Source organism: Brevibacillus laterosporus, from assembly GCA_007833815.1.
GTDB classification, from domain to species: domain Bacteria; phylum Bacillota; class Bacilli; order Brevibacillales; family Brevibacillaceae; genus Brevibacillus_B; species Brevibacillus_B laterosporus_D.
In genome coordinates this window covers 386,716-412,633 of sequence record CP033464.1, presented here as the reverse complement: position 1 = coordinate 412,633, position 25,918 = coordinate 386,716, and the positions used below count along the sequence as shown (strand labels likewise).

General features: G+C 40.8%; 23 protein-coding genes. 15 read left to right on the top strand and 8 right to left on the bottom strand.

Translation table 11 applies throughout. From position 1 onward, the window contains the following. Positions 1-273: 273 nt before the first annotated feature. The 4 genes from EEL30_03170 to lpdA all read left to right on the top strand — a co-directional run bounded on the left by EEL30_03170 (position 274) and on the right by lpdA (position 4,193). Entirely contained in the window at positions 274-864 is a 591-nt protein-coding gene (locus EEL30_03170) for a TetR/AcrR family transcriptional regulator (protein QDX95655.1), read from the top strand. Beyond that, positions 861-1,259, top strand: a complete 399-nt coding sequence (locus EEL30_03165) for a multidrug efflux SMR transporter (protein QDX91465.1) — start codon at positions 861-863, stop codon at positions 1,257-1,259. The genes EEL30_03170 and EEL30_03165 overlap by 4 nt, the downstream gene beginning before the upstream one ends. 37 nt (positions 1,260-1,296) lie before the next feature. After that, positions 1,297-2,178, top strand: a complete 882-nt coding sequence (locus EEL30_03160) for an ROK family protein (protein QDX91464.1) — start codon at positions 1,297-1,299, stop codon at positions 2,176-2,178. 620 nt (positions 2,179-2,798) lie between these two features. Further along, a complete protein-coding gene (lpdA, locus tag EEL30_03155) occupies positions 2,799-4,193 on the top strand; it encodes a dihydrolipoyl dehydrogenase (GenBank protein QDX91463.1) in 1,395 nt (464 codons plus the stop codon). 58 nt (positions 4,194-4,251) lie between these two features. Here the strand turns inward: lpdA and EEL30_03150 are convergent, their stop codons facing one another. The 3 genes from EEL30_03150 to EEL30_03140 form a co-directional block, all read right to left on the bottom strand. Then, positions 4,252-5,613: an MATE family efflux transporter gene (locus EEL30_03150; GenBank protein ID QDX91462.1), complete on the bottom strand. Its 1,362-nt coding sequence runs from the start codon at positions 5,611-5,613 to the stop codon at positions 4,252-4,254. 96 nt (positions 5,614-5,709) lie between these two features. Beyond that, positions 5,710-6,552: a MerR family transcriptional regulator gene (locus EEL30_03145; GenBank protein ID QDX91461.1), complete on the bottom strand. Its 843-nt coding sequence runs from the start codon at positions 6,550-6,552 to the stop codon at positions 5,710-5,712. Positions 6,553-6,738: 186 nt separating this feature from the next. After that, positions 6,739-7,557, bottom strand: a complete 819-nt coding sequence (locus tag EEL30_03140; GenBank protein QDX91460.1) for a serine protease — start codon at positions 7,555-7,557, stop codon at positions 6,739-6,741. 564 nt (positions 7,558-8,121) lie between these two features. Here EEL30_03140 and EEL30_03135 point away from each other — a divergent pair. The 4 genes from EEL30_03135 (at position 8,122) to EEL30_03120 (ending at position 12,076) form a co-directional block, all read left to right on the top strand. Continuing rightward, positions 8,122-9,516, top strand: coding sequence for an AAA family ATPase (locus tag EEL30_03135; protein ID QDX91459.1), 1,395 nt, complete (start codon positions 8,122-8,124; stop codon positions 9,514-9,516). Positions 9,517-9,604: 88 nt separating this feature from the next. Beyond that, the gene (locus tag EEL30_03130) at positions 9,605-9,802 is read left to right on the top strand and encodes a hypothetical protein (GenBank protein QDX91458.1); all 198 of its coding nucleotides are present in this window, start codon (positions 9,605-9,607) and stop codon (positions 9,800-9,802) included. A gap of 42 nt (positions 9,803-9,844) precedes the next feature. Beyond that, positions 9,845-11,227, top strand: a complete 1,383-nt coding sequence (locus tag EEL30_03125; GenBank protein QDX91457.1) for a GntP family permease — start codon at positions 9,845-9,847, stop codon at positions 11,225-11,227. Positions 11,228-11,293: 66 nt separating this feature from the next. Then, complete coding sequence (locus EEL30_03120) at positions 11,294-12,076, top strand: 3-hydroxybutyrate dehydrogenase (GenBank protein ID QDX91456.1); 783 nt, start codon at positions 11,294-11,296, stop codon at positions 12,074-12,076. 93 nt (positions 12,077-12,169) lie between these two features. Here the strand turns inward: EEL30_03120 and EEL30_03115 are convergent, their stop codons facing one another. Further along, complete coding sequence (locus tag EEL30_03115; GenBank protein QDX91455.1) at positions 12,170-12,457, bottom strand: hypothetical protein; 288 nt, start codon at positions 12,455-12,457, stop codon at positions 12,170-12,172. A 369-nt stretch (positions 12,458-12,826) separates the two neighbouring features. Here EEL30_03115 and EEL30_03110 point away from each other — a divergent pair, with 369 nt between their 5' ends. The 4 genes from EEL30_03110 to EEL30_03095 all read left to right on the top strand — a co-directional run bounded on the left by EEL30_03110 (position 12,827) and on the right by EEL30_03095 (position 18,661). Next, the gene (locus EEL30_03110) at positions 12,827-15,436 is read left to right on the top strand and encodes a bifunctional acetaldehyde-CoA/alcohol dehydrogenase (GenBank protein QDX91454.1); all 2,610 of its coding nucleotides are present in this window, start codon (positions 12,827-12,829) and stop codon (positions 15,434-15,436) included. 355 nt (positions 15,437-15,791) lie between these two features. Next, the gene (locus EEL30_03105; GenBank protein QDX91453.1) at positions 15,792-16,808 is read left to right on the top strand and encodes an ABC transporter substrate-binding protein; all 1,017 of its coding nucleotides are present in this window, start codon (positions 15,792-15,794) and stop codon (positions 16,806-16,808) included. A 135-nt stretch (positions 16,809-16,943) separates the two neighbouring features. Continuing rightward, positions 16,944-17,873 carry an ABC transporter permease gene (locus EEL30_03100; protein ID QDX91452.1) on the top strand — a complete coding sequence of 310 codons (930 nt, stop codon included), beginning with the start codon at positions 16,944-16,946 and terminating at the stop codon, positions 17,871-17,873. Next, positions 17,867-18,661, top strand: a complete 795-nt coding sequence (locus EEL30_03095; protein QDX91451.1) for an ABC transporter ATP-binding protein — start codon at positions 17,867-17,869, stop codon at positions 18,659-18,661. Before EEL30_03100 ends, EEL30_03095 begins: the two co-directional genes overlap by 7 nt. Positions 18,662-18,737: 76 nt before the next feature. Here EEL30_03095 and EEL30_03090 read toward each other — a convergent pair whose 3' ends face one another. Then, positions 18,738-19,052 (bottom strand): DUF4870 domain-containing protein, encoded by a 315-nt coding sequence (locus EEL30_03090; protein ID QDX91450.1) that lies wholly within the window; start codon positions 19,050-19,052, stop codon positions 18,738-18,740. Between the two features lie 346 nt (positions 19,053-19,398). Between EEL30_03090 and EEL30_03085 the strand changes: the two genes are divergently transcribed. Then, positions 19,399-21,675, top strand: coding sequence for a M6 family metalloprotease domain-containing protein (locus EEL30_03085; protein QDX91449.1), 2,277 nt, complete (start codon positions 19,399-19,401; stop codon positions 21,673-21,675). A 269-nt stretch (positions 21,676-21,944) separates the two neighbouring features. Here EEL30_03085 and EEL30_03080 read toward each other — a convergent pair whose 3' ends face one another. Both EEL30_03080 and EEL30_03075 read right to left on the bottom strand, forming a co-directional pair. Continuing rightward, on the bottom strand, positions 21,945-22,031 hold the full coding sequence (locus tag EEL30_03080) for a hypothetical protein (GenBank protein QDX91448.1): 87 nt from the start codon (positions 22,029-22,031) through the stop codon (positions 21,945-21,947). A gap of 120 nt (positions 22,032-22,151) precedes the next feature. Beyond that, positions 22,152-22,922 (bottom strand): sulfite exporter TauE/SafE family protein, encoded by a 771-nt coding sequence (locus tag EEL30_03075; protein ID QDX91447.1) that lies wholly within the window; start codon positions 22,920-22,922, stop codon positions 22,152-22,154. Positions 22,923-23,194: 272 nt separating this feature from the next. Here EEL30_03075 and EEL30_03070 point away from each other — a divergent pair, with 272 nt between their 5' ends. Then, entirely contained in the window at positions 23,195-24,133 is a 939-nt protein-coding gene (locus EEL30_03070) for a protoheme IX farnesyltransferase (GenBank protein ID QDX91446.1), read from the top strand. Positions 24,134-24,345: 212 nt separating this feature from the next. Beyond that, complete coding sequence (locus EEL30_03065) at positions 24,346-25,242, top strand: heme A synthase (GenBank protein ID QDX91445.1); 897 nt, start codon at positions 24,346-24,348, stop codon at positions 25,240-25,242. A gap of 50 nt (positions 25,243-25,292) precedes the next feature. Here EEL30_03065 and EEL30_03060 read toward each other — a convergent pair whose 3' ends face one another. Beyond that, on the bottom strand, positions 25,293-25,871 hold the full coding sequence (locus tag EEL30_03060) for an N-acetyltransferase (protein ID QDX91444.1): 579 nt from the start codon (positions 25,869-25,871) through the stop codon (positions 25,293-25,295). Positions 25,872-25,918 lie beyond the last annotated feature (47 nt).

The following is a 25,918-nucleotide window of genomic DNA, read 5'->3' as shown; positions in this document are numbered from 1 at the left end:
ATGACATCCATAATCGGTATGAAGATAGCAACAGACGGCAGAGTGTAGGAAGATTGTTCTTCCCATACTCTGTTTTTTTATCGTCAAGGATTCCTTCAGCAAGACTTGATTGAACCCAAGTTATTACTATGCAACTATAGCTTAACCTGTGTTAGAGTCAGAGGCTTGGCAATTCCTAAGGTATTGCTAACAAACATTTTTTCTTTTAAACTAAGTAGTAAAGGAAAATATAAAAAATATAATATTTTCCTTGTTTCTAAAGAGGTGATTTCGATGCAAGAACGTATTGCTACATGTGCCATGGAAGAGATCAAACAATATGGAATCAAATTTACAATGTCAAATGTTGCCCACCGAGCAGGCGTCAGTACCAAGACCTTATACGGCTGTTTTACATCCAAAGAAGAGCTACTTTCCTACATTATTCAGCAGGATATGCAACACTATTTCATTAAAGAAACAGAAATCTTACAGAGTCAGCATGTTAGTCCAATTGAAAAATTAAAACAGCTCTTTCTCGTTATTCCTAGTGAGCTTATTACATTTGACTTACGGTTTCTGGCAGATTTAAAGAGGTTTTATCCTGAACAGTGGGAACTTTTTAATACACACATGCATGAGGGATGGGACAATATTGGTCGATTTATAGAAGGGGGCATTGCAGAAGGAATATTTCGACCTGTGAATGTTAAGGTATTTATTCAGATGTTTATAGGCTCCTTACAACAGATGACCTATCAATCTCCACTCACGCAGCAACAAATGACCGTACACGAGGCGTTGGAAGCCATTATCGACATTATGATGGAAGGTGTAAGAGAAAGACAAGGTGAAAGGAAAAAGAGAGAGGAGAGCGAGAAATGAGTTGGGTATTTTTAGGTGTAGCTATTCTGTTAGAGGTAGCAGGTACCACCATGATGAAGCTGTCGAATGGATTAACGAAGGTATGGCCAACAATTCTTATGTTTGTGTTTTATTTTATTTGCTTTTCTTCGTTAAGCCTCGCATTAAAAAAGTTAGAGGTTGGTATTGTATATGCCATTTGGTCAGGGGTAGGTACCGCGTTGATTGCGACGATCGGAATTATTTGGTTTAAAGATAGCTTATCCATGCAAAAGGTAATTGCAATCCTATTGATCATTGCAGGGTGTGTTCTCTTAAATATGCAAGGAGATTCTCATGGTGGGCAAGCAGAAGGAAATCATGATGAAGATACCGTAATGGTAGCATCAGATGGTAAGGGTGGCTCACACGATTAGACAAAACAGTTCGTATCCCAAAGGGAGGGCACATAAGATGAGACTTGGAGCCGTTGAAGCAGGTGGGACAAAATTTGTTTGTGCAATCGGAAATGAACATGGAGATATTTTTGAGAGAATTAGCTTTCCGACCACAACACCAACAGAGACACTTGAGCAAGTCATTAATTTTTTGCAAGGCAAGAATTTGGATGCAATTGGTATTGGTTCTTTTGGACCCATTGATGTGAACATGAAAAGTGATACTTATGGGTATGTAATGAATACGCCAAAGCTGGCATGGAAAAATTATGATGTTCTTGGCCATATGAAAGAACATTTTTCGGTTCCGATTGCGTTTGATACAGACGTGAATGCCGCCGCATTGGGTGAAGCTACCTGGGGTGCCGCTAAAGGATTGGATAGTTGCATTTATATGACAGTGGGGACGGGAATTGGTGTTGGAGCGATTGTAGAAGGGAAGCTTTTACATGGGATGTCTCATCCAGAAATGGGTCATATTTTGTTAAAACCACATCATACGGATTCATTTAAAGGTGTATGTCCGTATCATGGAAATTGTTTGGAAGGTATGGCATCTGGGCCAGCTATCGAGAAACGCTGGAACCAAAAGGGAGCGCAATTGCAAACAAATGAGGAGGTTTGGGAACTAGAAGCCTACTATCTAGCCCAAGCTCTGATGAATTATGTTCTTATTTTAGCTCCTAAAAAGCTTATCATAGGAGGCGGAGTCATGAAGCAAGCACAATTATTTCCACTAGTGAGCCGTCAACTGACCGGGCTATTACAGGGATATGTGAGTGAAAATCAGTATTTCTATGGTGATTTGTCAACCTACATTGTCCCACCAGCACTGGGAGATAACGCAGGAGTATGTGGTGCTTTGGCATTAGCGAAAGAAAGCTTGGTACAGGGATAAAAGAAACGATCAAGGATATTATGAAAAGGCCTTATCCTAAGGTTTTAGATGGGGAAGAACAATAATAGTAGAATTGAGACAGGTAAATAATCGAAGGTAGAGTTAATAGATTTACATTTTATTAATTTATGCTAAAATAAAAAGACCGATCGGTCTCTCTTTTGAGAAAAAGGCATGCCCAATTTTTAACGCAGCAATCGAAATGGATTATTTAGAAGGTAACACCTTAATTATAGCTATACGACAGGCAATGGATTATTTAATCCATTGGCTATGCGGAATAATTCAACAGGGAATTGCAAAAAACGAACTAGCTCATCATATCGAACCAAAAACAGTCGCACTTTATATACTATCTACAGTTGAAGGTGCGTAAGTAATAAGTAGATTACACGAAGATCGAGAGGTATTATCAATCATTAAGTAACAATTAATCGCCTATTTATTTAGTCTTAGTTCATAACGGCACTATTGCCGTTTTTAATTGAACAATAAAAGACCGATCGGTCTTTTATTTGGTGGTATGCGTATGATTATTACTTTCACTAAATTTGAAAGCGACTATGGGATAAGCGATTTTGGTCTACTGTTTTCCAATTTTAAAGGAGTGTGAAAAGGATATGATAGAGGTTGAAACAATCGTAATTGGTTCTGGACCTGGCGGATATGTTGCTGCAATCAAAGCCTCACAATTAGGGCAACAAGTGGTAATTATTGAAAAAGAAAACCTTGGTGGTGTATGTGCTAATGTCGGTTGCATCCCATCAAAGGCCCTTATTTCTGTAGGACACCGTTTAGAGCAAACGAAGTATTCAGACGATATGGGTATTTTAGCTTCTGTTGTGAAAGTTGACTTCGTAAAAGTGCAAGAATATAAAAATGGCGTTGTAAAGAAATTAGTAGGCGGCGTTGAAGGCTTATTAAAAAGCAATAATGTAGATGTCGTAAAAGGTGAAGCTTATTTCATAGATGCTAACACTGTACGCGTAATCAACGATGATTCAACTCAAACATATACATGTAAAAATGTAATTTTAGCAACTGGGTCACGCCCCATTGAAATTCCAACCTTTAATTTTACAAAACGTGTTATTAACTCTACAGGTGCACTTAATTTAACTGAAGTTCCAAATAAATTAGTTGTAATCGGTGGCGGTTACATCGGTACAGAATTAGGTTCTGCTTACGCTACCCTTGGTTCTGAAGTAACAATTATCGAAGGAGGTAAAGATATTTTATCTGGCTTCGATAAACAAATGACTCAAGTTGTGAAAAAAGGCCTTATGAAGAAAGGCGTTGCAGTAGTAGTAGATGCATCTGCTAAAGGTGTTGAAGAATCTGAAAACGGTGTAATCGTTACCTACGAAAATGGAGGCGAAGAAAAGAAAGTTGAAGCTGACTATGTATTAATAACAGTTGGTCGCAGGCCAAATACTGACGATATGGGTCTTGAGGAAATCGGCATCGAGTTTGCTGACCGCGGTTTATTAAAAGTTGACCAGCAATGCCGTACCAACCTCCCGAACATTTTTGCGATTGGTGATATTATTGCTGGTCCACAGCTTGCCCATAAAGCATCTTACGAAGGGAAGGTAGCTGCTGAAGCTATCGCAGGTAAGCGCTCGATCGTTGATTACTTAGCGATTCCAGCAGTTTGCTTCACAGATCCTGAATTAGCAACAGTTGGTTACACTGAAGAGCGAGCAAAAGCAGAAGGTATGGAAGTAAAAGCAGCGAAATTCCCATTCTCAGCAAACGGTCGTGCGCTTGCATTAAATGCAAAAGAAGGGTTCGTGAAGCTAGTTGCGCGTAAAGAAGACGGTTTATTAGTAGGTGCTCAAATCGTGGGAAGCGGCGCATCGGAAATGATCGCCGAAATGGGTTTAGCAATCGAAGCGAGTATGACAGTTGAAGATATTGCATTAACAATCCACGCTCATCCAACATTAGGTGAGGTTACGATGGAGGCTGCTGAAGCCTTACTTCATAAATTAAAAATAGATGCAACACAGTAAACGGGTTTAGCCATGCATATAAAAAAGGTAGCGCTTATAGGCTACCTTTTTAGATTTTTTATAGAGTAACTTCTGTTTCCTGTTTTGTGAATTGCGGGACAGGTGGAGTTTTTCGATTCAGCATACTAATCCCGAGTGCAGTCAAGGCTTCTGCTAAAGGGACTGCCAACCAAATGCCATTTACCCCGAACCATTGAGGTAAGATAAACAGCAAAGGAATGACCAGCAAGACACCACGAGTTAAAATAATCCATAGTGATTTACGTATCTTCTGAATGGCTTGGAAATATTCCCCATAGACCAAATTATATCCTAAGAAAAGATAGTTGATGAAAAATAGATTCATCCCGTTCACAGTAATTTGAATCAGCTCTTTTGACTGAATATCAAACAACATGATAAATACGTTTGAAAACAAAACTCCAAATAGTAGAGCGACGGCTCCGAAGCCCCAGCCCGTTTTTACCGTTAATCGTAAGCTAGTTCGCAGTCGTTCACTTAATCTGGCGCCATAATGGAAGCTAGCAATCGGTTGCAAAGCCGCTCCTACCCCCATGAACAACAGCAATAGCATCGCATGGATATAATTGACGATGGCGTACGCTGCGACACCCTGTGTCCCCAGATATTTCATAAAAGCTAGGTTATACGCAAGGGTAGTGATTGCAATGGTGCTCTCCGCAATAAAGCTAGGAAAACCAATATTTAATATTTGTCCGATTTCCTTTAGATGAATACGGAAAGCCACAAAACGCAATGTACTACCTTTCGTAAAAAAGTGAGTGAGTAGAACCAAAAAACCAAAAGCAGCCGATAATACAGTAGCGTAGGCAGCTCCTTTTACACCCATTCCCATCATGAAAATAAAGATATAATTAAATAGTATGTTAAGAACCGATGTGACGATTAGGCCCATCATTGCTAGCTTGGGGTTTCCGTCATTACGGATAAAAATGCTCAAGATGTTTTCTAATACATAAATCATCCCGAAAGTTAACAACACGCTTAAATAATCAAGTACATAAGGTAAGATCGCCTTGTCAGCCCCAAAAATATAGGCAATTTGTTCAATATTGGGTAAGCAAACCACCATGATCAGACTAACTAATAGGACTGCCAGCGTAAAAGATTGCGTAAAAATTTGGCGAGCGTGTGTTACTTCATTTCTTCCCAAGGCAGCAGAGTAAAGAGTAGCTCCACCCATTCCGATCCAAAGTGAGATAGAGAGGAAGATGGAAAAGGCGGGTACGGAGATGTTTACCCCGGCTAATCCCTCTGGGCCCACCCCGCGACTGACAAATACCCCATCGACAAAAATATTAATCGACATAAGTAGCATGCCGAGTACGGAAGGGATGAGATACGAGATAAATAGCTTAGGCACGGGGGTCTCCCTTAGTTTAATTGCTGCGTCTGTCATAATACGACCTCCTTGTGATAGCTTTTATTGTAAACCTTCAAGCTACTTGAAGCTCAAGGGGTCGCAAGCAATTTTTTTGCTAGTTGTCAAAAAGCATTAGTTATTTGGAGGGTATTCCGAGGATTGTACTGGTATTTGGATTTCAGTAACAAATTCGTCCGATTCGCTAGTGATAGCCAAGTCCACAATGCCAAGCTCATAGGATTTACCAGTGATTTCATAATTGCGTTCTCTGATAGCTAAAAGCAGACGCTCATATGACTGGCCGAGCTGTTCATATGAGCCATAATGCATTGTACATGCATACAGCCCAGCCGGAATGCTGGGGTAGCGCTCCTTCTCAACCGGTAGATCATCAATCATGATGAATAAACTGTTGTAATCTTGATATTCTCCTTTTAGAATGGAGGATTTGGACACGGAAGTACCAATATCACCAGCAAATAACGATACCTCTAAAAGCTGAAGATCGCTTTGCAATACATGTAAATGATATTCCCAGTCTTCATCAGTTAGGTCTGCTTCCACGACCATGGAATGAATATAGCGCTTCGGCAAATCTTTAAAGACTACAGTAGTATCCACTTTATCTACGCCTTGTTTGATGGTTGTGATCTTACTTTCCAACCGATTTAACATGTAGGCGATTTCTTGTTGTTTTTGTTTGAGCGATTCACTTTGTTTTTCAAGAATGTCCAAAGCCAAATCTGGTGTACGTTCATCCATAAATCTTTTAATCTCTAGTAATGGTATACCTAAATGGCGAAAAAACTTAATAGAGGTTAATGTGGAGAATTGGTCAATTGTGTAGTAACGGTATTGTGTTTTCTGATCAATTGTTTTAGGCTGAAAAATACCTTTTTCATCGTAGTAGCGAAGAGTTGATTCGGCGATACGATGCATACGAGCCATCTTGCCAATCGTAAAGCGATTTTTCATAACTGATTCCTCCGGTTTGGACACAGGCTTGTCTTTGTTTCCTAGTATTACATTATCTTGTCCAACTGGGGAAAATCAATGGAGCAGTAAAAGGCATAAAAAAAGACAGACGAAATGATGAATTTCGTCTGTATGTATATGTAACATGGATGGGATAGTCGACCACTTTATTACAAGATGATCTACTTATCCGATGAATTCTTGTACCCAGTAACCGTTATAGTATCCTACTCCGATTGTTGTGAAGGAAGAATTCATAATGTTTTTACGGTGTCCGCTGCTGTTCATCCAGTCTTTCATGACTTCTTTTGCAGAACGTTGTCCTTGTGCGATGTTTTCACCAGCTGTACGGAAGGAAATATCATACTGCTCCATCATGTCGAATGGAGATCCGTAAGTTGGGCTGTTATGATCAAAATAATTGTTTTTTGCCATGTCTTTTGCTTTGTCTGTTGCCATTTTAGATAGTTCGTTATCCATGCTAAGTGGTTTCAGACCAGCCTTTGAACGCTCCTGGTTTACGATATCTACTACTTCGTTTACCATTGCGCTTGCTTCAGAAGATACGTTCTCTTTTGAATCGTTATCTTTTACTGGTTCTTCGATGGAAGGTTTTTCCTGTTCGTCTACAGAAGCTTCATCGCAATCCTTATTAGAAGTTTCCCTGTCTGCCCAGCGATTTTTGTCTTTTGATCTAGAAGGTTCTTTAATATCGCAATCTTCTTTATTTTTCAATTGATCAAAGATAGAATTCCCCTTGTCCTTATTTTGGCTCAAAAGGCTATTCAATACATCGGTAGGAAGACAATCCTTGGCGTTTCCTTGCTTCTGATTAAGTAGATCAGACAATGCATTCAGATCAAGGTTATTAGTAGTACCTTGTTGGATCGGCAACTGTTTCACCATGACCATTGGAGAAGCAGCCAACGCAGAAGTAGCGAGCCCACTTACTGCCATTCCTACTGCCAATGCAAATACTGTTTTAGACATCCATTTTTTCTTCATTTCTCATCGCTCCTTTTTTTTACCTACGAGGTTAGTTGTCGGATTCGGATTGAGGATACAACCCTACGCAGAATCATGCGCGATTCACCCCAGGCGATCAGCATAAGCCTAGCACCATTGGTAATCCCCCGCACTTCTCATGATTTGGGAAGTTTCGGCAAACTCAGAATAACAAAGTTGCAAGAGCTGAAAAAGCCGTAGATAGATGGTAAAAATAGATAATAATTCCTATTAAAATTTGATGAGAAAAGGAGGAATAAGGAAGAGTTCAAGTGGTTAAAGGGATGAAGCTGGATCAATATGATCGAAAATGGAGAGAGTGTTGACAGGTAAAATGTAGGGGAAAGAGCACATTTGTTATATTTAGGAGCATGGTGGAGGTGAGTAACAGAGAAAATTGTGGTTATGATTACCATTAGTTCTGATCGTATCAGGGATCAATCTGCACATTTTGGGCCATGTATTATAATCTGTTTATGATATCAGGGGAGATTAAACTTATGTTTGTTGTTGTTAGAAAAGTGTGATAATATCGATTGTTACTATCCAGGAGGGGGATGAACGATGACATTTCATTCCGCTGCATCGTCAGATTATTTGGAACTATTAGAAGAGGTGTTTGAAAAAGCATATGAATGTATCGTGTTGACCGATCCAGAGGGTATTATTCTGATGATGAATCATAATTATCGGAATTTTATCGGGATAGTCGACCCCATCGGTAAACACGTTACGGGGGTTATCGAAAACACGCGAATGCATGTGGTAGCCAAGACTGGCAAAGCAGAGCTGGCTGAGATTCAGCGTATTAATGGACGTGAGATGATAGCGAACCGTGTCCCCATATATCGGGAAGAAAGAATGATTGCCGTACTTGGAACCGTCATGTTTCAGGATGTGAGGCAACTACACGCCCTGTCAGCTACAGTGGATCAATTAAAGCAAGAATTAGATTACTATAAAGGAGAACTACATAGGAAATTAGGAGCAACCTATCGATTTGAGCAGATTGTAAGCGCCAGCGATTTGATGAATAAATGTAAGGAACTGGCGATGAAAGTAGCCAAAAGCGATACAACGGTACTCATTACAGGAGAGAGTGGCACAGGAAAAGAGCTGTTTGCGCATGCTATCCATGCGGCAAGTCAACGGGCGATGGGACCTTTTATTCGTGTCAATTGTGCGGCTATCCCTGATAATTTACTGGAATCTGAGCTGTTTGGGTATGAAGAGGGAGCGTTTACTGGAGCTTTACGCAAAGGAAAAAAAGGTAAGTTTGAACTGGCTGATCGAGGTACCATCCTTTTAGATGAGATTGGGGACATGCCACTTGCTCTGCAAGCCAAGCTCTTACGCATTTTGCAAGAAAAAGAGGTAGAGCGAGTTGGAGGAAGTCGGCCAATATCACTGGACGTACGAGTAATCGCTTCTACTAATAAAGATATGATTGCTTTAATGAAAGCAGGTACATTTCGTGAGGATTTGTTTTATCGATTGCATGTTGTCACCGTTACAATACCGCCGCTTAGGGATAGGCTGGAAGACTTACCATACTTAATAGAGAGTCTCAGAGAGCAGTTGATTGAGTCGACTGGGATTGTGGTCAAGGGAATGGATGAAGAGGTGTGGGATGTCCTGCGCTATCATAGCTGGCCAGGGAACGTGAGAGAGTTGCGTAATGTATTGGAGCGTGCCATGCATATGATGGAGGGAAATTGGCTTCGGGCTGAACATATTCTGTTACCAACATCCACATCAAGAAGCATGGTGAAACAAAGTCGGTTTCCTAGTTTAAAGGAGTGTTTGGCAAAGGCCGAACTAGAAGCTTTGCAACAGGCCGTTCAACTATCTGGTGGAAATAAACGGGAGGCGGCCAAATTACTCGGGATTAGTAAGTCCAGCTTTTATCAGAAGTGGGAGAAGCAATTGAGTGAGCAAACGAAACAAGTGAAGTATTGAGTCCAAGATTTTGGAATGAGTCCATAATCTTGGACTTTCTTATTATGTATAGGAGAAAGACTAGGTATAAATAGAGGTGATTCCTTCTGTGTTGGTAGAAAGAGGGCTACGGATCGAATTTGTTTTCCGAAAGTTTGGACTTTTTATTACGATAAGTATTCAGATGGAACCAGCTTATAAGAGAGTGAACCACGGTGAAAATGCTGATAGTATCTGTCAAATTTGCTGGAATGATGTAGAAAAATACTTCTTGTGGAGTGAATGGCATAAATCGTGCTTTACATAGAGGGTAGACACAATTTTGTCACATGAAAGAGGGGAATTATTTATGTTTTTAGAGATTTTAGCGATTCTTGTGTCGTTGAGTCTTCTGATGTTTTTTGCTTATCGTGGGTACCCCGTTATCGTATTTGCCCCGATTTTTACTCTATTGGCTGTAGCCTTATCAGGATTGGCACTGATGCCAAGCTATACAGAAACCTTTATGACAAATGCGGCTAATTACATTAAAGCATTCTTTCCTGTATTTCTATTGGGGGCGATCTTCGGTAAGGTGATGGAATTAAGCGGAGCAGCTGGTTCTATCGCACAGACAATCGTTAAAGGCTTAGGATCAAAACGCGCTATGTTATCCATTGTTTTAGCTTGCGCAATCCTAACCTATGGTGGCGTGTCCTTGTTCGTTGTAGCTTTTGCAGTATATCCATTTGCAGCGGCTCTTTTTCGGGAGGCTAACATACCAAAACGCTTGATTCCAGGGACGATAGCTTTAGGAGCGTTTACATTTACGATGGATGCGTTGCCTGGTACACCACAGATTCAAAATATCATTCCGACTAATTATTTTGGGACAGATGCCTATGCGGCTCCACTTGTTGGTATTGCGGGAGCGCTACTGATTTTTTTAGGTGGAATGCTCTGGTTGGAAAGACGTCGCAAGCAAGCAGCCATAGCAGGAGAGGGCTATGGTGACAATCACAAGAATGAACCAGAAGAAAAAGAAGCAGAAAAATATCCTCATATAGCCTTGGCGATCTTGCCTTTATTGCTTGTGCTCCTCACCAATTTCCTATTAAGCAGAGGCTTCATTGCTGTTGATAGTTGGTACGATCCGGCTATGCTCAAAGAAAAATTCAAGATTGAGAATGTAAAAACGGTAGCTTCTTCATGGGCTTTGGTCATTGCATTGTTAGTAGGGGTCATTACAGCTTTGGCCATCAATGTAAAAGCAGTACATAACAAGCTAGCAGCCGGACTTACCACAGCAGCCATGGGTGCTTTACTTGCCATCTTTAACACGGCTTCTGAAGTAGGCTTTGGGAACGTTGTTAAAACATTACCAGGCTTTAAAATCATTCAAGGCTGGATTTTGGGAGCAAGCAATCATCCACTTGTATCAGAGGCCTTAGCCGTGAACGTGTTATCTGGTATGACTGGTTCTGCTTCTGGAGGTTTGTCAATTGCCTTGGAAGTGATGGGGAAACAGTACTTAGAACTTGCAAATGCCGTTGGTATTTCACCAGAACTATTACATCGGATTGCTTCTATGGCTTCTGGGGGCATGGATACGTTACCGCATAATGGTGCTGTTATCACATTGTTGGCTATCACCGGACTTACTCACCGTCAATCCTACAAAGACATTTTTATCATTACAATATTGAAAACGGTTACGGTTTTCCTGCTCGCTTTCGTGGTTTCCATTTTCTAAAGAGCGTTGAAAAAGGTAGAGATGAAAATTCTTTGCAATGATAAAAAGGCACAGGAGGAATGTCTGATGGGATTATTAGATCAAAGAGTAGCGTTAATTACTGGGGCTGCGAGTGGCATTGGTTATGAAATGGCCCAGCATTTTGCTAAGGAAGGTGCGATTATTGCCATCGCTGATCTAAAGGAAGAAGCGATTTCTGAGTCCGCTAAGAAGCTTCGTCAGCAGGGATATAAGGCCATCGGTTTATGCTGTGATGTTTCAAAAGAGGAGCATGTTGTAGCAAGCGTACAAAAAGTTGTCGAAGAGTATGGCAGACTAGAGATTTTAATTAACAATGCAGGCTTACAGCATGTGTCCCCAATCGAAGAATTTCCTACAGAACGTTTTGAGTTGTTGTTGAAAGTCATGCTAGTGGGGCCGTTTTTAGGGATTAAGCATGCATTCCCTGTCATGAAACAGCAGAGGTATGGGCGTATTTTAAATATGTCCTCCATAAATGGATTGATCGGATTTGCAGGGAAAGCAGCTTACAACAGTGCAAAACATGGAGTGATTGGTCTAACGAAAGTGGCTGCATTAGAAGGAGCGGCACATGGAATTACGGTAAATGCTCTGTGCCCTGGTTATGTTGATACGCCTTTGGTACAAAATCAGTTGAAGGATTTGGCAGCTACTCGTAAGGTACCTTTAGAAAAAGTACTGGAGGAAGTCATTTATCCATTAGTACCTCAAAGGAGATTGTTGTCTGTAGAGGAGATTGCAGATTATGCTTCTATGCTCGTAAGTGATAGGTTAAAAGGAGTAACCGGTACAGCTGCCGCTATTGATGGTGGGTATACAGCCCAATAAAAAATCACTAGCGAGTGGGTGTAATAGAAAAAGCAGGTGACAGAGAAAGAATAGAGAATTCCTTCAACTGAGCCTGCTTTTCTATATATTTTCCTATTGGAAAGAGAATGTAATTTCTTCTAAGCCTTCATTAAAGTCAACGGTCATGCTTTTATCTTCAATAAACCACATGTCATCTTTCTCAAAAAAGAAGGTGATGCCTTCAACCGTACTGGTGAGTGCAATTTCATTAGGATCTGCTTTTGAAATTCCCATGGAATAGCTTTTATGTAGGCTGGTGCCTCCTCCGTATCGGACGAAAAAACGAATGGAATCACCTGATTTGAAACCCCAGTCTTTTTTGAACCAAGCAATTGCCTGTGGTGTAATGGTAATGGACATTGAGAGCCACTCCTTCATCATGTCATCTGGAGATTGGACGATACAGAAGTATCTTTTTATGTAGCATACCAGATTTTTATTGAAACATGATAGGATATAAGTGTAAAGTGTAAAAAGGTTAGTGATGGAAAAGAATAAAAATTCGTGTGACAAACATCACATACTAATTTTCATTTATCGAGTAAAATAAGAATGTATCAAGGAGCTCGATAGAAAAAGAACAGCTCTAAAGTGGTTTATGAGGGATAGCTTCTGTGCACAAGACTTACATGAAAAAACAGCCATAGTTCCTTATAAACTACAATGTGAAATATTTCACAAAAAAATTATGGATAAAATGCTTTCTTATATAATAAGGAGGAAGAAACCATGGCCAACGAAGTAAACGTGCAAGAACAAACAAAAGAAGAGGTAGTAAAGACAATGATTGATACCTTAGTGGAGAATGGTAATCAAGCATTAAAAGAATTTGCTAATTACGATCAAGAGCAAATAGACATCATTGTCAAAGCGATGGCGCTAGCTGGTTTAGATAAGCATGTATATTTGGCAAAATTAGCTCATGAAGAAACAGGACGCGGTGTTTTTGAAGATAAGATGATCAAAAACATTTTCTCTACGGAATATATTTATAACAGTATTAAAAAAGATAAAACGGTGGGCGTCATTCATGAAGATGACCAGAACGGTATCATCCAAATAGCCGAACCAATTGGTGTAGTGGCAGGAGTAACACCTGTAACAAACCCGACTTCTACAACCATGTTCAAAGCAATCATATCTATTAAAACAAGAAATCCAATTATTTTTGCCTTCCACCCATCTGCACAGAAGTCTAGTGCAGAGGCGGCACGTACCTTATATGAAGCAGCGATAAAAGCAGGTGCTCCAAAACATTGCATCCAGTGGATTGAGCAACCATCACTAGAAGCAACCAAACAATTGATGAACCACTCAGGTACAGCTCTGGTATTGGCAACAGGTGGAGCTGGCATGGTGAAATCGGCTTATAGTACAGGCAAACCAGCCCTTGGTGTAGGACCTGGTAACGTACCTTGCTATATCGAGCGAACAGCGGTAATCGAGCGTGCGGTAAATGACTTGATCCTATCCAAAACCTTTGATAATGGTATGATCTGCGCTTCTGAACAAGCTGTTATTATTGACGAACCAATCTATGAACGAGTAAAACAACTAATGATTTCTAATAAATGCCATTTCTTAACACCTGCTGAAAAGGCAAAAGTGGAGAAATTGGTCATAAATGAACATACATGCGCTGTAAATGCGGATATCGTAGGAAAACCAGCTGCGGTCATTGCTGAAATGGCTGGTGTACACGTAGATCCCGAAACGAAAATTCTACTAGCAGAACTGACAGGGGTAGGTGCCGATCATCCATTATCCCGTGAAAAGTTAAGTCCTGTACTTGCATGTTACAAAGTGAAAAATGCGGATGAAGGATTCCGCCGTGCTGAAGAAATGCTTGAATTTGGCGGTCTTGGACATACAGCGGTCATCCATACAGAAGACGATGATTTGATGGAAGCATTCGGAATGCGGATGAAAGCGTGCCGTATCGTAGTAAACGCTCCATCTTCTCAAGGGGCGATCGGGGATATCTACAATGAATTCATTCCTTCTCTAACGCTTGGTTGCGGTTCTTATGGTCGAAACTCTGTATCTACCAACGTAAGTGCTGTGCATATGATCAACGTCAAAAAGGTGGCGAAGCGACGCGTGAACATGCAATGGTTTAAGATCCCAGAGAAAATTTACTTTGAGAAAAATTCTATCCAATATCTGCAAAACATGCCGGATATCTCTCGCGCTGTGATAGTAACAGACCCAGCTATGGTAAAACTAGGTTATGTAGATAAAGTGTTGAAAAATCTACGCAGTCGCCCTGAATATGTGCATTGCAAAGTGTTTAGCGATGTAGAACCGGATCCATCTGTAACAACTGTGCGTAAAGGTACGGAACTAATGGTAGATTTCCAACCTGACGTGATCATTGCACTAGGTGGGGGCTCTGCAATGGACGCGGCAAAAGCGATGTGGTTGTTCTACGAATATCCAAACGAAGAATTCCAAAACCTATACCAAAAATTCTTGGATATCCGTAAACGTGTCTATAAATTCCCGAAACTAGGTCGAATGGCTAAATTCGTAGCGATTCCTACCACTTCTGGTACTGGTTCTGAGGTAACACCATTTGCCGTTATCACAGACCGGGAGAAAAACATGAAATATCCAATCGCTGACTATGAATTAACTCCTGACGTAGCGATCCTTGATCCACAATTCGTGATGACTGTGCCAAAAGTAATTACAGCTGATACTGGTATGGACGTCCTGACTCACGCGATGGAAGCTTATGTGTCTGTTATGGCAAATGATTTCACAGATGGTCTGGCTCTAAAAGCAATTCAACTCATCTTTGAATACTTGCCACGTGCCTATAAAGACGGTGGAGACGAGGTTGCCCGTCAAAAGGTTCACAATGCATCTTGCATTGCGGGTATGGCATTTGCTAACGCCTTCCTTGGAATCAATCACAGCTTGGCGCACAAGTTGGGTGCTGAATTCCATATCGCCCATGGTCGTTCTAATGCGATCTTGATGCCACACGTGATTCGTTTTAATGCAACGATTCCAAATAAATTCGCAGCCTTCCCACGATATGAGAAATTCATTGCTCATGAGCGTTATGCTGATATCGCTCGCTTGCTGGGACTGCCTGCTAAAACAACAGAAGAGGGCGTAGAAAGCCTAATTCAAGCAGTAGTCACATTAGGTAAATCTTTAGATATTCCAATGAGCATTAAAGCGAATGGCGTAAGCGAAGAAGCGTTCGAAAAAGAAGTAGATCGCTTAGCAGTTCTCGCGTTCGAAGACCAGTGCACTACTGCTAACCCAAAAATGCCGTTAGTTACCGAACTAGCAGAGGTTTATCGCAACGCATTCAAAGGCGTGTAGAGCTACACAATTAGTGTTAGCTATACCATATAGCTTCTCCCATCCGATTTCATATGATAACCTTCCCTTCACACTACTAAATTGGGCGAGCCGAACTTGGCTCGCCACTTTTTTTGAAACGTATATGAAGAATATTCAAGGGCGATGTAATCATTTTCAATCAACCATTTGTTAATTTCAGCATATTTCAGAAATTATATTTACAGCCTGCAAAAAATCAGATAATGTATTACAAAAGAACCATAGGCAGTACAGTTGAGAGAGTAGTCAGAGAAGAGTAGATATGTTTCATGTAAACAGTGCAGGCTAGACCAGTACAGAACAGGTTTCACAAGAGCTGAGGAGGAGAGTTAAGATGAGAAAAGTAACAAGGTTTATGATGTCCATTGGATTAGCATTGTCATTAGCTGCATGTGGGGCCGCACCATCTGAAAAGCAGGAGGGAGCAACCCCAGCAACTGGACAAAGTGCTCAAGATAAGAACGTCAAAATCGGTGTATCCCAATTCGTACAGCATCCTGCTCTTGATTCCATTTATCAAGGAATCAAGGATGGATTAAAGGATAGAGGCTTTGAAGAAGGTAAGAATCTGGAAGTGGATTATCAGAACGCGAACGGTGAGCTGAATAATTCGATTACGATTGCCCAGAAGTTTGCCAGTGACAAGAAAGATGTGGCGGTGGCGATTGCTACTCCGTCCGCGCAGGCTTTGGCTAAAGCGATTGAGGATGTTCCTGTGGTATTTACTACGGTAACAGATCCTATATCAGCTGGGTTAGTAAGCTCTTTAGACAAACCAGATAAGAACGTAACAGGTACTTCTGATAAATTATCGATGGAAGCGCAGTTGAAGCTCGTTCAAAGGTTCATTCCTAGCATCAAAAAAATCGGTGTCATCTATACCACAGCAGAAGTAAACGCAGAGGTCCAGGTTAAGGATTTACAGGCGGCTGGTCAAAAAATGGGTATTGAAGTGGTCCCGGCAGGTATCAGCAGTCAAAATGAAGTGCAAATGGGCGCTCAATCCTTGGTTGGCAAAGTGGAAGCTATCTTTATTCCCATTGATAATACAGTGGTTGCTTCCATTGAAGGCGTGCTTAGTGTAGCGGAGAAGGCTAAGGTGCCGGTATTTGCTTCCGATATGGATACTGTGAAGCGCGGTGCGGTGGCTACGTATGGCATTGATTATTACAAGATGGGTAAACAGACCGGGGAAATGGTCGCGCGGATTCTGAGTGGTCAGAGTGTGGCAGATACACCGGTTGAAATAGGGAAAGATACCGAATTAGTCATTAACGAGAAAGCTGCTCAAACGTTTGGTTTGACTATTTCAGATGATTTGCGTAAAGAAGCGAAAGAAATCGTGAAATAACAATGGGGGCAGAGATGCCCTCTTTTTGATGTTTAGCTACTGATTTACATGAGCTAAGCTTTGATGAAGCAACGTTTTCTATACGTATTATATGATTGAATATAGATAGCTGAGATGAGCACAGGAGGATGACAGATGAGTGTAGCAATGATGGGAGCTCTAGAACAAGGATTATTATTTGCTGTAATGGCTTTAGGTGTCTATCTTACTTTTCGGATTCTTAACTTTCCTGATTTAACGGTTGATGGAAGTTTTGCATTGGGCGGAGCGATGTCAGCCACATTGATTACGGGAGGAACACATCCCGTGTTAGCTACATTAGTTGCCACAGGAGTAGGAGCGTTAGCAGGAGCCTTTACAGGAGTACTCACCACTAAGGGAAAAATTAATGGTTTACTTGCAGGGATTTTAACGATGATTGCGCTGTACTCGATTAATTTACGGATTATGGGGAAATCAAATGTCCCTTTACTACGCGAGACCACACTTTATTCCTTAGCAAAAGATGTATCTATTCCAGACTTTACCGTTCAAGGAATTACGTTTTTTTCAGGTGTTGCTCTTCTCTTCTTAGTGGGAGTATTGATCTTAAAAGGGGTGTTGGATTACTTTTTACATTCTGATCTGGGACTTGATTTACGCGCTACTGGAGATAATCCAACTATGATACGAAGCTATGGTGTTAGTACGGATGGAACATTAATTATGGGACTAGCCCTTTCTAACGCGTTGGTGGCTTTGTCTGGAGCATTAATAGCGCAATACCAAGGATTTGGTGATGTTAACATGGGGATCGGAATGATTATTATTGGACTGGCCTCTGTTATTATCGGAGAAGTGGTTGTAGGTGATAAAAGCATCATGAGAGCCACCTTAGCTGTTATTATTGGCTCTTTGCTGTATCGGTTTGTTATTGCCTATGCTCTGAGAATTGGTCTGTCACCTGGCGATATGAAGCTGATGACTGCTTTGCTTGTGATCATAGCACTTACTTTACCAAATGTGTTGCGTGGGATGAATAAACATCTTCTCGTCATAGGTAAAGGAGGGAACAAGTCATGCTAAAGCTAACAGATGTTGGTAAGGTATTTTACGGTGGAACAGTAAACGAGAAAATCGCTTTGCAGCAGATTCACCTACATTTGAAGCCGGGTGACTTTGTAACAGTAATAGGTAGTAATGGAGCAGGTAAATCAACATTGCTAAATATGATTGGCGGCGCCTTGTTGCCAGACAGGGGACAAGTGCTAATTGATGGGCAGGATGTAACACGTAGAACCGAGCATCAACGTGCGAAATATATCGGGCGAGTATTTCAAGACCCGATGGCAGGAACAGCCCCACACATGACCATAGAAGAAAATCTGGCTATCGCGTTATCGCGGGGCGAGCGCAGAATGTTCCGATTAGGCGTTACGAAGGCAAAACGAAGCTTATTCAGTGAACAATTGAGCATATTGGAGCAGGGATTGGAAGATCGCCTGCAAGCTAAGGTAGGTCTGTTATCTGGTGGACAACGTCAAGCTCTGAGCTTGTTAATGGCAACCTTTACTAAGCCAAAAATCCTGTTATTAGATGAACATACCGCAGCACTCGATCCGAAGCGAGCTGCCCTCATAACAGCACTGACCAAGCGGATTGTTGAACGTGATCAGCTAACGACTCTCATGGTTACTCATAACATGGAGCAAGCACTTTCACTAGGGAATCGGTTGCTGATGTTACATGAGGGTAAAATCATTTTGGATGTGGGGCAGGAGCAAAAGGCCAATATGACCACAAAAGAGCTGTTGCAAGCTTTTGAAACGGCGCGGGGCGAGAGCTTTACGGAGGATCGCTATTTATTATCATAACAAACTAGCATAGAAAATAGAAAAGCCAATGCCTGTTGTCAAACGTGGGCATTGGCTTTTTATATGAAAATCCTTATTAGCCGTTGATCAGACGACCAATGATTGGATAGTAGTACGTTCTACCTGTAAGAGAGTAGAATATACCTTTGATCGGGCAATAGAGCGCCATGATTCCAAATACGATGAGGAATGGAACACCGATTAGTATGAATGACAATGCCCAAGAGATAGCGATCAGAACAGACATAGAAATATGGAAAACGAGTGCTTGTAGAGCCACGTTTTTTACATATCGATCAGATGCGAGTAACCAGATAATGATGGGCCCAATGATGGGAGCAAAAAAAGTGCTGGCATGGGAAAGTAATTTTAACACTTGATTCATTTCCATATCCAAAACCTCCTAGTAGTTATTAAAAACATCACGTGAGTAACGATAAATTCACATGATATCATGTTGCGAATAGAATTTCAAAAAAAAAGTTTCAGATGCTTCTTTCTTTTACACCTTTATTTTACAAGTGAATCAATCTATTTAATACCCGCAAACGAATGATTTTTATCTCCATCTATAGACGGAGGTGATAGTTAAATGAAAGTGGAACATTTGTCGAAATATATATCTGATTTTATCGAAAAAAATAAAAAAATGTAAAAGGATTTTAAGAAAATGAAAAGAATGGTAAAAATGTACCAAAATATAGAATTTTTTTTGCAGGGGAAAGGGAGGTTTTCAGATGAAGTGGAGTAAGTCGATATCCGCGATGGTTGCATCCGCACTGCTGCTAAGTACAATAGCAGGCGTACCAACTCTTACGGAAGCAAAGAGCAAGAAAGCTACAAAGCAACAAAAGGTAAAAGCGGTGAAAAAGGCTGATTTTTCTCCGGTAGATGAATCAACTCTTAACCTTGATCGTTTAGCAAAAAATCTTCAGGCAAGAGGCATTATAGCTGAAGATGCTACTCAGGAAGAGATTATAGATTCCATCAGTGAATACTTGGAGGATAAGCGCATCCCGAATGGTCCAGATACTTCTAGCTCCTTTGGTGCTGAGGCAAAGCGGAGCCAAGAAGCTGCTAAGGAAGAAGTCATTCAGAATGTGTCTGAATTCAAAGGAAAGAAACGTTCTAGAAATTTCAACGATGATATGTTTGTTGATAATATCGTTGTAAGCCTAGTTGAATTTCCAGATCGCCTGCACAATGAATTACCTAAGGTGAATGATTCGATTTGGACAGCTGATTTTAATGAAGAGCATTATGAAAAAATGTTGTTTGAACCGGGTGGCTACACAACGCCTGAAGGTACGTCAATGACCACAATGGCTAAATATTACGAAGGACAATCGCGTGATACTTGGACGGTAAATGGTATCGTAACACCTTGGGTTACCGCTGACCATTCCTATAAGTTTTATGGAGGGAATAAGAAAGGTGGAGATGCTCGTCCACGAGATTTAGTCATTGAAACGTTGGACCAGGTAGGCCAAGCGATCGCAGGTCATGAGGAGGAATACGATCAACGCGACCCTTATGATCTTGATGGCGACGGGGATTTAAATGAGCCAGATGGCATGTTAGACAATCTGATGCTGGTACATGCTGGTATTGGAGAAGAAACAGGGGAAGATGAAGATGCAATTTGGTCTCATCGTTGGACCCTAAAAGAGCCTGTAAAGATACCGGGCACTAATTTACTCGCTTATGATTACATGATTCAACCAGAAGATGGGGCGCCAGGCGTGTTTAGCCATGAGTATGGTCATAATTTAGGCTTACCGGACTTATATGATACGAATAAAGGTGGGCATGACTCTCCAGTTGGGGCATGGTCATTGATGTCAAGCGGTAGTCACACAGGCTATGTATTCCAAACAGAACCAACCAGCCTCGATCCTTGGTCTAAAATGATGTTGCAAGAAATGTATGGTGGGAAATGGATTTCCCCGCAAGTAGTAGATTATGCTGATATGCGCAAGAAACAAAAGTTTACGTTACACGAAGCGGTAAACCAGGATATTGATAATAATATGGTACTTAAAATTGATATGCCTGAGATTGTTAAGGATGCACCTACCAAACCTTTTAAAGGTGATTATGCTTATTTTTCAGATGAGGGTAATAATTTGAAAAATACAATTACGACTCCTAAAATCGACCTCACAGATGCTAAGGAAGCAACTATGACTGTAGATATGTGGAGGAGTATTGAAGCAAAATTTGACTTCTTATATCTAAATGCAATTGATGTAGAAACAGGCGAGATAGAAGTAGTAGAAGAGTGGAGCGACGATCTCGAAGAATGGGAAGAAGAGGAGATCGATCTCTCTGATTATGTTGGTAAAAAAATGAAATTTGAATTTGAGTATGTGACAGATGGAGCAATGTCCAAAAAAGGAGTATATCTAGATAACATCGTGGTAACAGCCGATGGAGAAGAAGTATTTAAAGATGACGGGGAAAAGAAGCCTAAGATGGAATTAGACGGCTTTACCCATTTTAATGGAAAAGGTAAAGAGTATGATGCCTATTATCTCGTAGAATTACGCTCTTATAACGGTGCTGATGAAGGATTGAAATATTTCCGCCGTGGAGAAACATTTTTAAACTATGATCCTGGAATGGTTGTCTGGTATTACGATGGCCGATATGCTGCTGTAGAGGATAATCAAACCAGCTTGCACCCGGGACATGGAATGCTTGGAGTAGTCGACTCTCATCAACAAATTCGCTATTGGGATGATAACAAGAAAAAACCAGCAGATGCTCGTTACCAAGTAAGTGATGCTGCGTTTAGTCCAAATCCTACAAGCGAAATTAATTTGGATTATATCTTGGGTAAGATGTGGAGCCCGTCTCGAAAAGGAGTAACCACCTTCTCTGATGAAAAGGATTACTCGATGCCAGGTCTGGAAGATGTAGGCATGGTGCTACCACAAGTAGGTCTTAACATCAAGCTGAAGGATGTAGAGGATGATTTTACAAAGGGTACAATTGAAGTGTGGCGCGATTAGGTAAACGAATAATAGCAAGAGGACAACTTGACAGAAAGTCTTCACGAAAAATCAAAAAATAGGTTTCAACGACTCATTCATTTGTGATAACATATGAATTGTTGGAAACAGTAACCTATTTCGACAAAATATTACAATTTCCATTATGTAATCATCATAGAAAAGCCGCAGGTGGTTGGACACCTGCGGCGATAGCAAATAGTCGTGCGGGGTAGGTAGCCGTTCGAGTCAGCCATGGCCACTTTTCTGTTTATTAGACAGACTAGTGGTCATTTCCGTTTGGCAGAGGCGGTCAGCAAGGCTATGATGAGTGTCCCAAACGTAATCATCAAGGATAAGCCTTCATACACTGACATATGCCCACCCCCTTTCCGCGGGGATACGGTCTGCCTTACCGTCGAGTGACTTATTTGCTTAATTTTTATTATATCATGATATTTTCCTTTGTTGTATTAATTTGTAAAATGTCATGAATGTTAGATCATTTTTAGTCCGCTGATCAAAATGATCCCGCAAATTAAGTAACGTAAATGGATTGTAGGTACTTTAAGGGTAAGCAAACTTCCGATAAAAACACCAGGAATGGAACCAGTTAATAGTTGGAGCACGGTGGCATAATTTACGCTTCCATATAAAATGTGTGTAAAGCCAGCAGCCGTAACCAGAAAGAAGGCATGAGCAATATCCGTCCCAACCGTTAAGGAACCGCGCATCTGAAAAAAGTAAAGCAGAACAAGGGCAAATAAGGAACCGCTCCCCACAGAAGTAAGTCCTACGATAAAACCAAGAATGGCTCCAGAGGTAATGACCAATAAGCGCTTTTCATGGGTGGATTTTTGTTGCCATTTGTTGGGCTTCACTTCTTTACGAGATTGAATGGTTTTAATCAACATGACGATAGGAATGAGGATCAGCGCAAAACCTAGTACCTTTTTAACGACTGTATCAGCTGAACCGAATTGTGTCTGAATCCAATGCAAAAAATGGACTGCAAGAATGGCACTAGGAACACTTCCAATGCCAAAGTAGAGTACGATGGTCCAGTCGATGGTTTTTTGCCTCCAATGCTGGAGAGTTCCAAATATTTTTGTAATGGAGTTGTATACAAGATCTGTTCCTACGGCAATCGTTGGTTGAATTCCCATCATGATTAAGAAAGGCGTGAGCAATGCTGCTCCACCTACTCCTGTTAATCCGACCAGAAATCCTACTAACAAACCGATGAGGGTTAATGAAATATCCATCATGTGAAATCCTCTCTTCTATGGGCAAATGCTACCTTACATGGTATGGAGCAGAAAGAGGCGGGGTGCGCATAGATAAAAAAAAAGACAGTGAAGGCAGTTGTTACGTACTAACTGCGTTTCTATTGTTGACTGTATACGGAAAGATTCGCTACAATGAACACGAATCTATTTATTGAAAAATTCAATCCTCACGTTATAGATTTTCGAGTGATTTTTCTGCTGTTATCTTATAAAGGATCACTTTATTTCAAGAAGGAAAGGAGCCCTACAATATGGAACATGAGGTTGGCTTAAAGGAGTCCAGCACTTCTTTCCTAGACGATATGGATACTAAACAAGTGCAAACCGAACCCGCCACTTTTTCCGATTATGTACAATTAATGAAGCCAGGTATTATTTTTTCTAATCTGTTAACTGCTTTTGCTGGTATTTGGCTTGCTTCTGAAGGATTTAGAAATTTTCATTTCGACCTTACGATTTATACGTTAATTGGCACTTCTGTGATTATTGGTTCTGGTGCTGTATTGAATAACTATCTGGATCGCGATCTCGATAAAAAGATGAAACGGACGCAAAACCGTGCGTTAGCAACAGGACGAATTCATCCACGTAGCGCACTTATCTTTGGACTAGGTTTATTAATGCTTGGATTAATGGTGCTGTTTTTTCTAGCCAATCCGTTGGCTGCAGTCTGTGGTCTGGTGGGGCATATTTTTTATGTGCTCATCTATACTCCGATGAAGCGTGTTAGTACTTTAAACACTGTGGTAGGAAGCGTTTCGGGAGCAATGCCTCCTTTAATTGGCTGGGCTGCGGTAACAGGAACACTTGATTTAGGGGCTTGGGCTTTGTTCTTAATGATTTTCTTGTGGCAATCTCCTCACTTCTTGGCATTGGCTATGATGAAAGTGGAGGATTACCGAGCAGGAGGCATTCCGATGCTTCCGGTGGTACGAGGATTTGAAGAGACCAAACGCCAAATGTTCTTTTGGGGAGCTGCATTATTGCCCGCATCGCTCATTTTGTTCCTATATGGTAATGTAGGCATTCTATATTTTATTGTCGCGTCTATTATGGGGATTATTTATTTGGTTCTTCTGTTCCAAGGGTTTTCTGCTAAAGATGATATGGCATGGGCTAAAAAGTTGTTTGGTTATTCGTTAATTTACTTAACGGTAATGTGTGCAGCTATGGTTATTAGCGCTATTTAAATTCTTCTATAAAAAGTTTGAAAAGTTGACATGTTTATCACACATTTACAAAGGAACATCTCTTGCAAAGCGGGGGATGTTTCTTTACTGTTAAAGTAAGAAAAAATTCGGAATAAAGGAAGTTATTCAAAAGATGGCGGTTACATTTTTGCGCCAGCTAGGTTCGTTGCTTCTTCGAAAAGATTTGCTACATTGATAAAAGAGGTATGGGAATGGACAGAAATGTAAAACGATTAGCAATTCTCTCGACTGCTGTTATGTTTATCGTGATGATTGCGGGTTCTTTAGTAACCAAAACTAACTCTGGTCTTGGCTGTGGAAATGATTGGCCGCTGTGTAATGGGAAGTTTGTTCCCTCTTATGCATTGGAGTCAATCATTGAGTACGTTCATCGATTAACAACCGGACTAGCTGGGATTGTAGTGGTCGTCTTCTCTATTTATTCTATCTATAAATACAAGGGCAACAAAGAGGTGTTAGGGCTAGCAATATTCGGAATGTTTTTTATTGTAGTAGAATCTATCCTAGGTGCCTCTGCTGTCATTTGGCCACAATCTTCTCCTGTCTTAGCGCTTCATTTTGGCTTTTCTTTGCTTGCTTATACAGGGGTATTCATGCTCACTATGTTTGTAATCAACCATGAACGTCTAAAAAAACTAATTAAAGGCACTATTTCTAAAGGATTTCGTGTATATGTGTGGATTGTAAGTGCATACGCTTACGGGGTTGTATATTTGGGTGCTTATGTACGTCATACAGGCTCCAGTATGGGCTGTTCTGGCTGGCCGCTGTGTAATGGGAAGCTAATTCCAGAATTGAGTGGTCAGGTTGGCGTTCAGTTTTTACATAGGGTGGCTGCTGCTGTATTGTTTTTATTAGTTTGCGGGATTTATGTCTATGCTGCACGTCATTATAAAGAATCACGTAAAGATATTTATGCCTGTTCTAAGTTAGCTCTGGGACTTGTGATTGTACAAGTTCTTAGTGGAGGGCTAGTGGTATTTGCTAATTTGGAATTATATGCCACCTTGATCCATTCTGCGATTATTACAGTATTCTTTGGGGTATTATGCTATTTAAGTTTACAGACATTGAAGAGACCTTCCTAATAAAGTGGAGATGGAAAAAGAGCGAGGGGAATCTCGCTCTTTTCTTTAGGTTACGAATTATGGGCTGAAGAAGCATTCTCGTCTTCCATATATTCTTCTTGTAAAACGGAGTACACCTTAGAATCACGCAGTTCTCCTTTAATTAACACATTTTTACGCAATGTTCCTTCATAGACCATACCCAATCTCTGCATAACGCGTTCAGACAGGGTATTGGTGGCTTCGCATTTTCCTTCCATTCGTACGAGTCCGATTTCTTTAAATCCATAAGCCATTACTGCTCTTAGCGATTCGTATGTCATTCCTTTTCCACGATAGTCGGGGTGAAGGACTGCGCCTAGTGAAGCGCTTTTTTCTTTACATGCATATTGGAAGAGTCCTGCCACTCCAATGATCTTGCCAGATTCTCGATGGTAGATCGCCCAGATAAAAGCTTTTTTCTCCGCGCAATCTGCCATTCTTTTTTCTAAGTACAAAACAGTATCTAATTTCGTTTTATGGATTTTTCTTGGCACATGGTGCGTGGTTTCTTCCTTTGAAAAGATTTCAAACAAATCATCTGCTTGATGCAAAGATAGGTGGAGGAGCATGAGTCGTTCAGTTACGAGAACAGGGTAGTCGGTTATCATAGATCAAACTCCTTTGTTATGTAATGATTCCTTGTATATGATTTTTT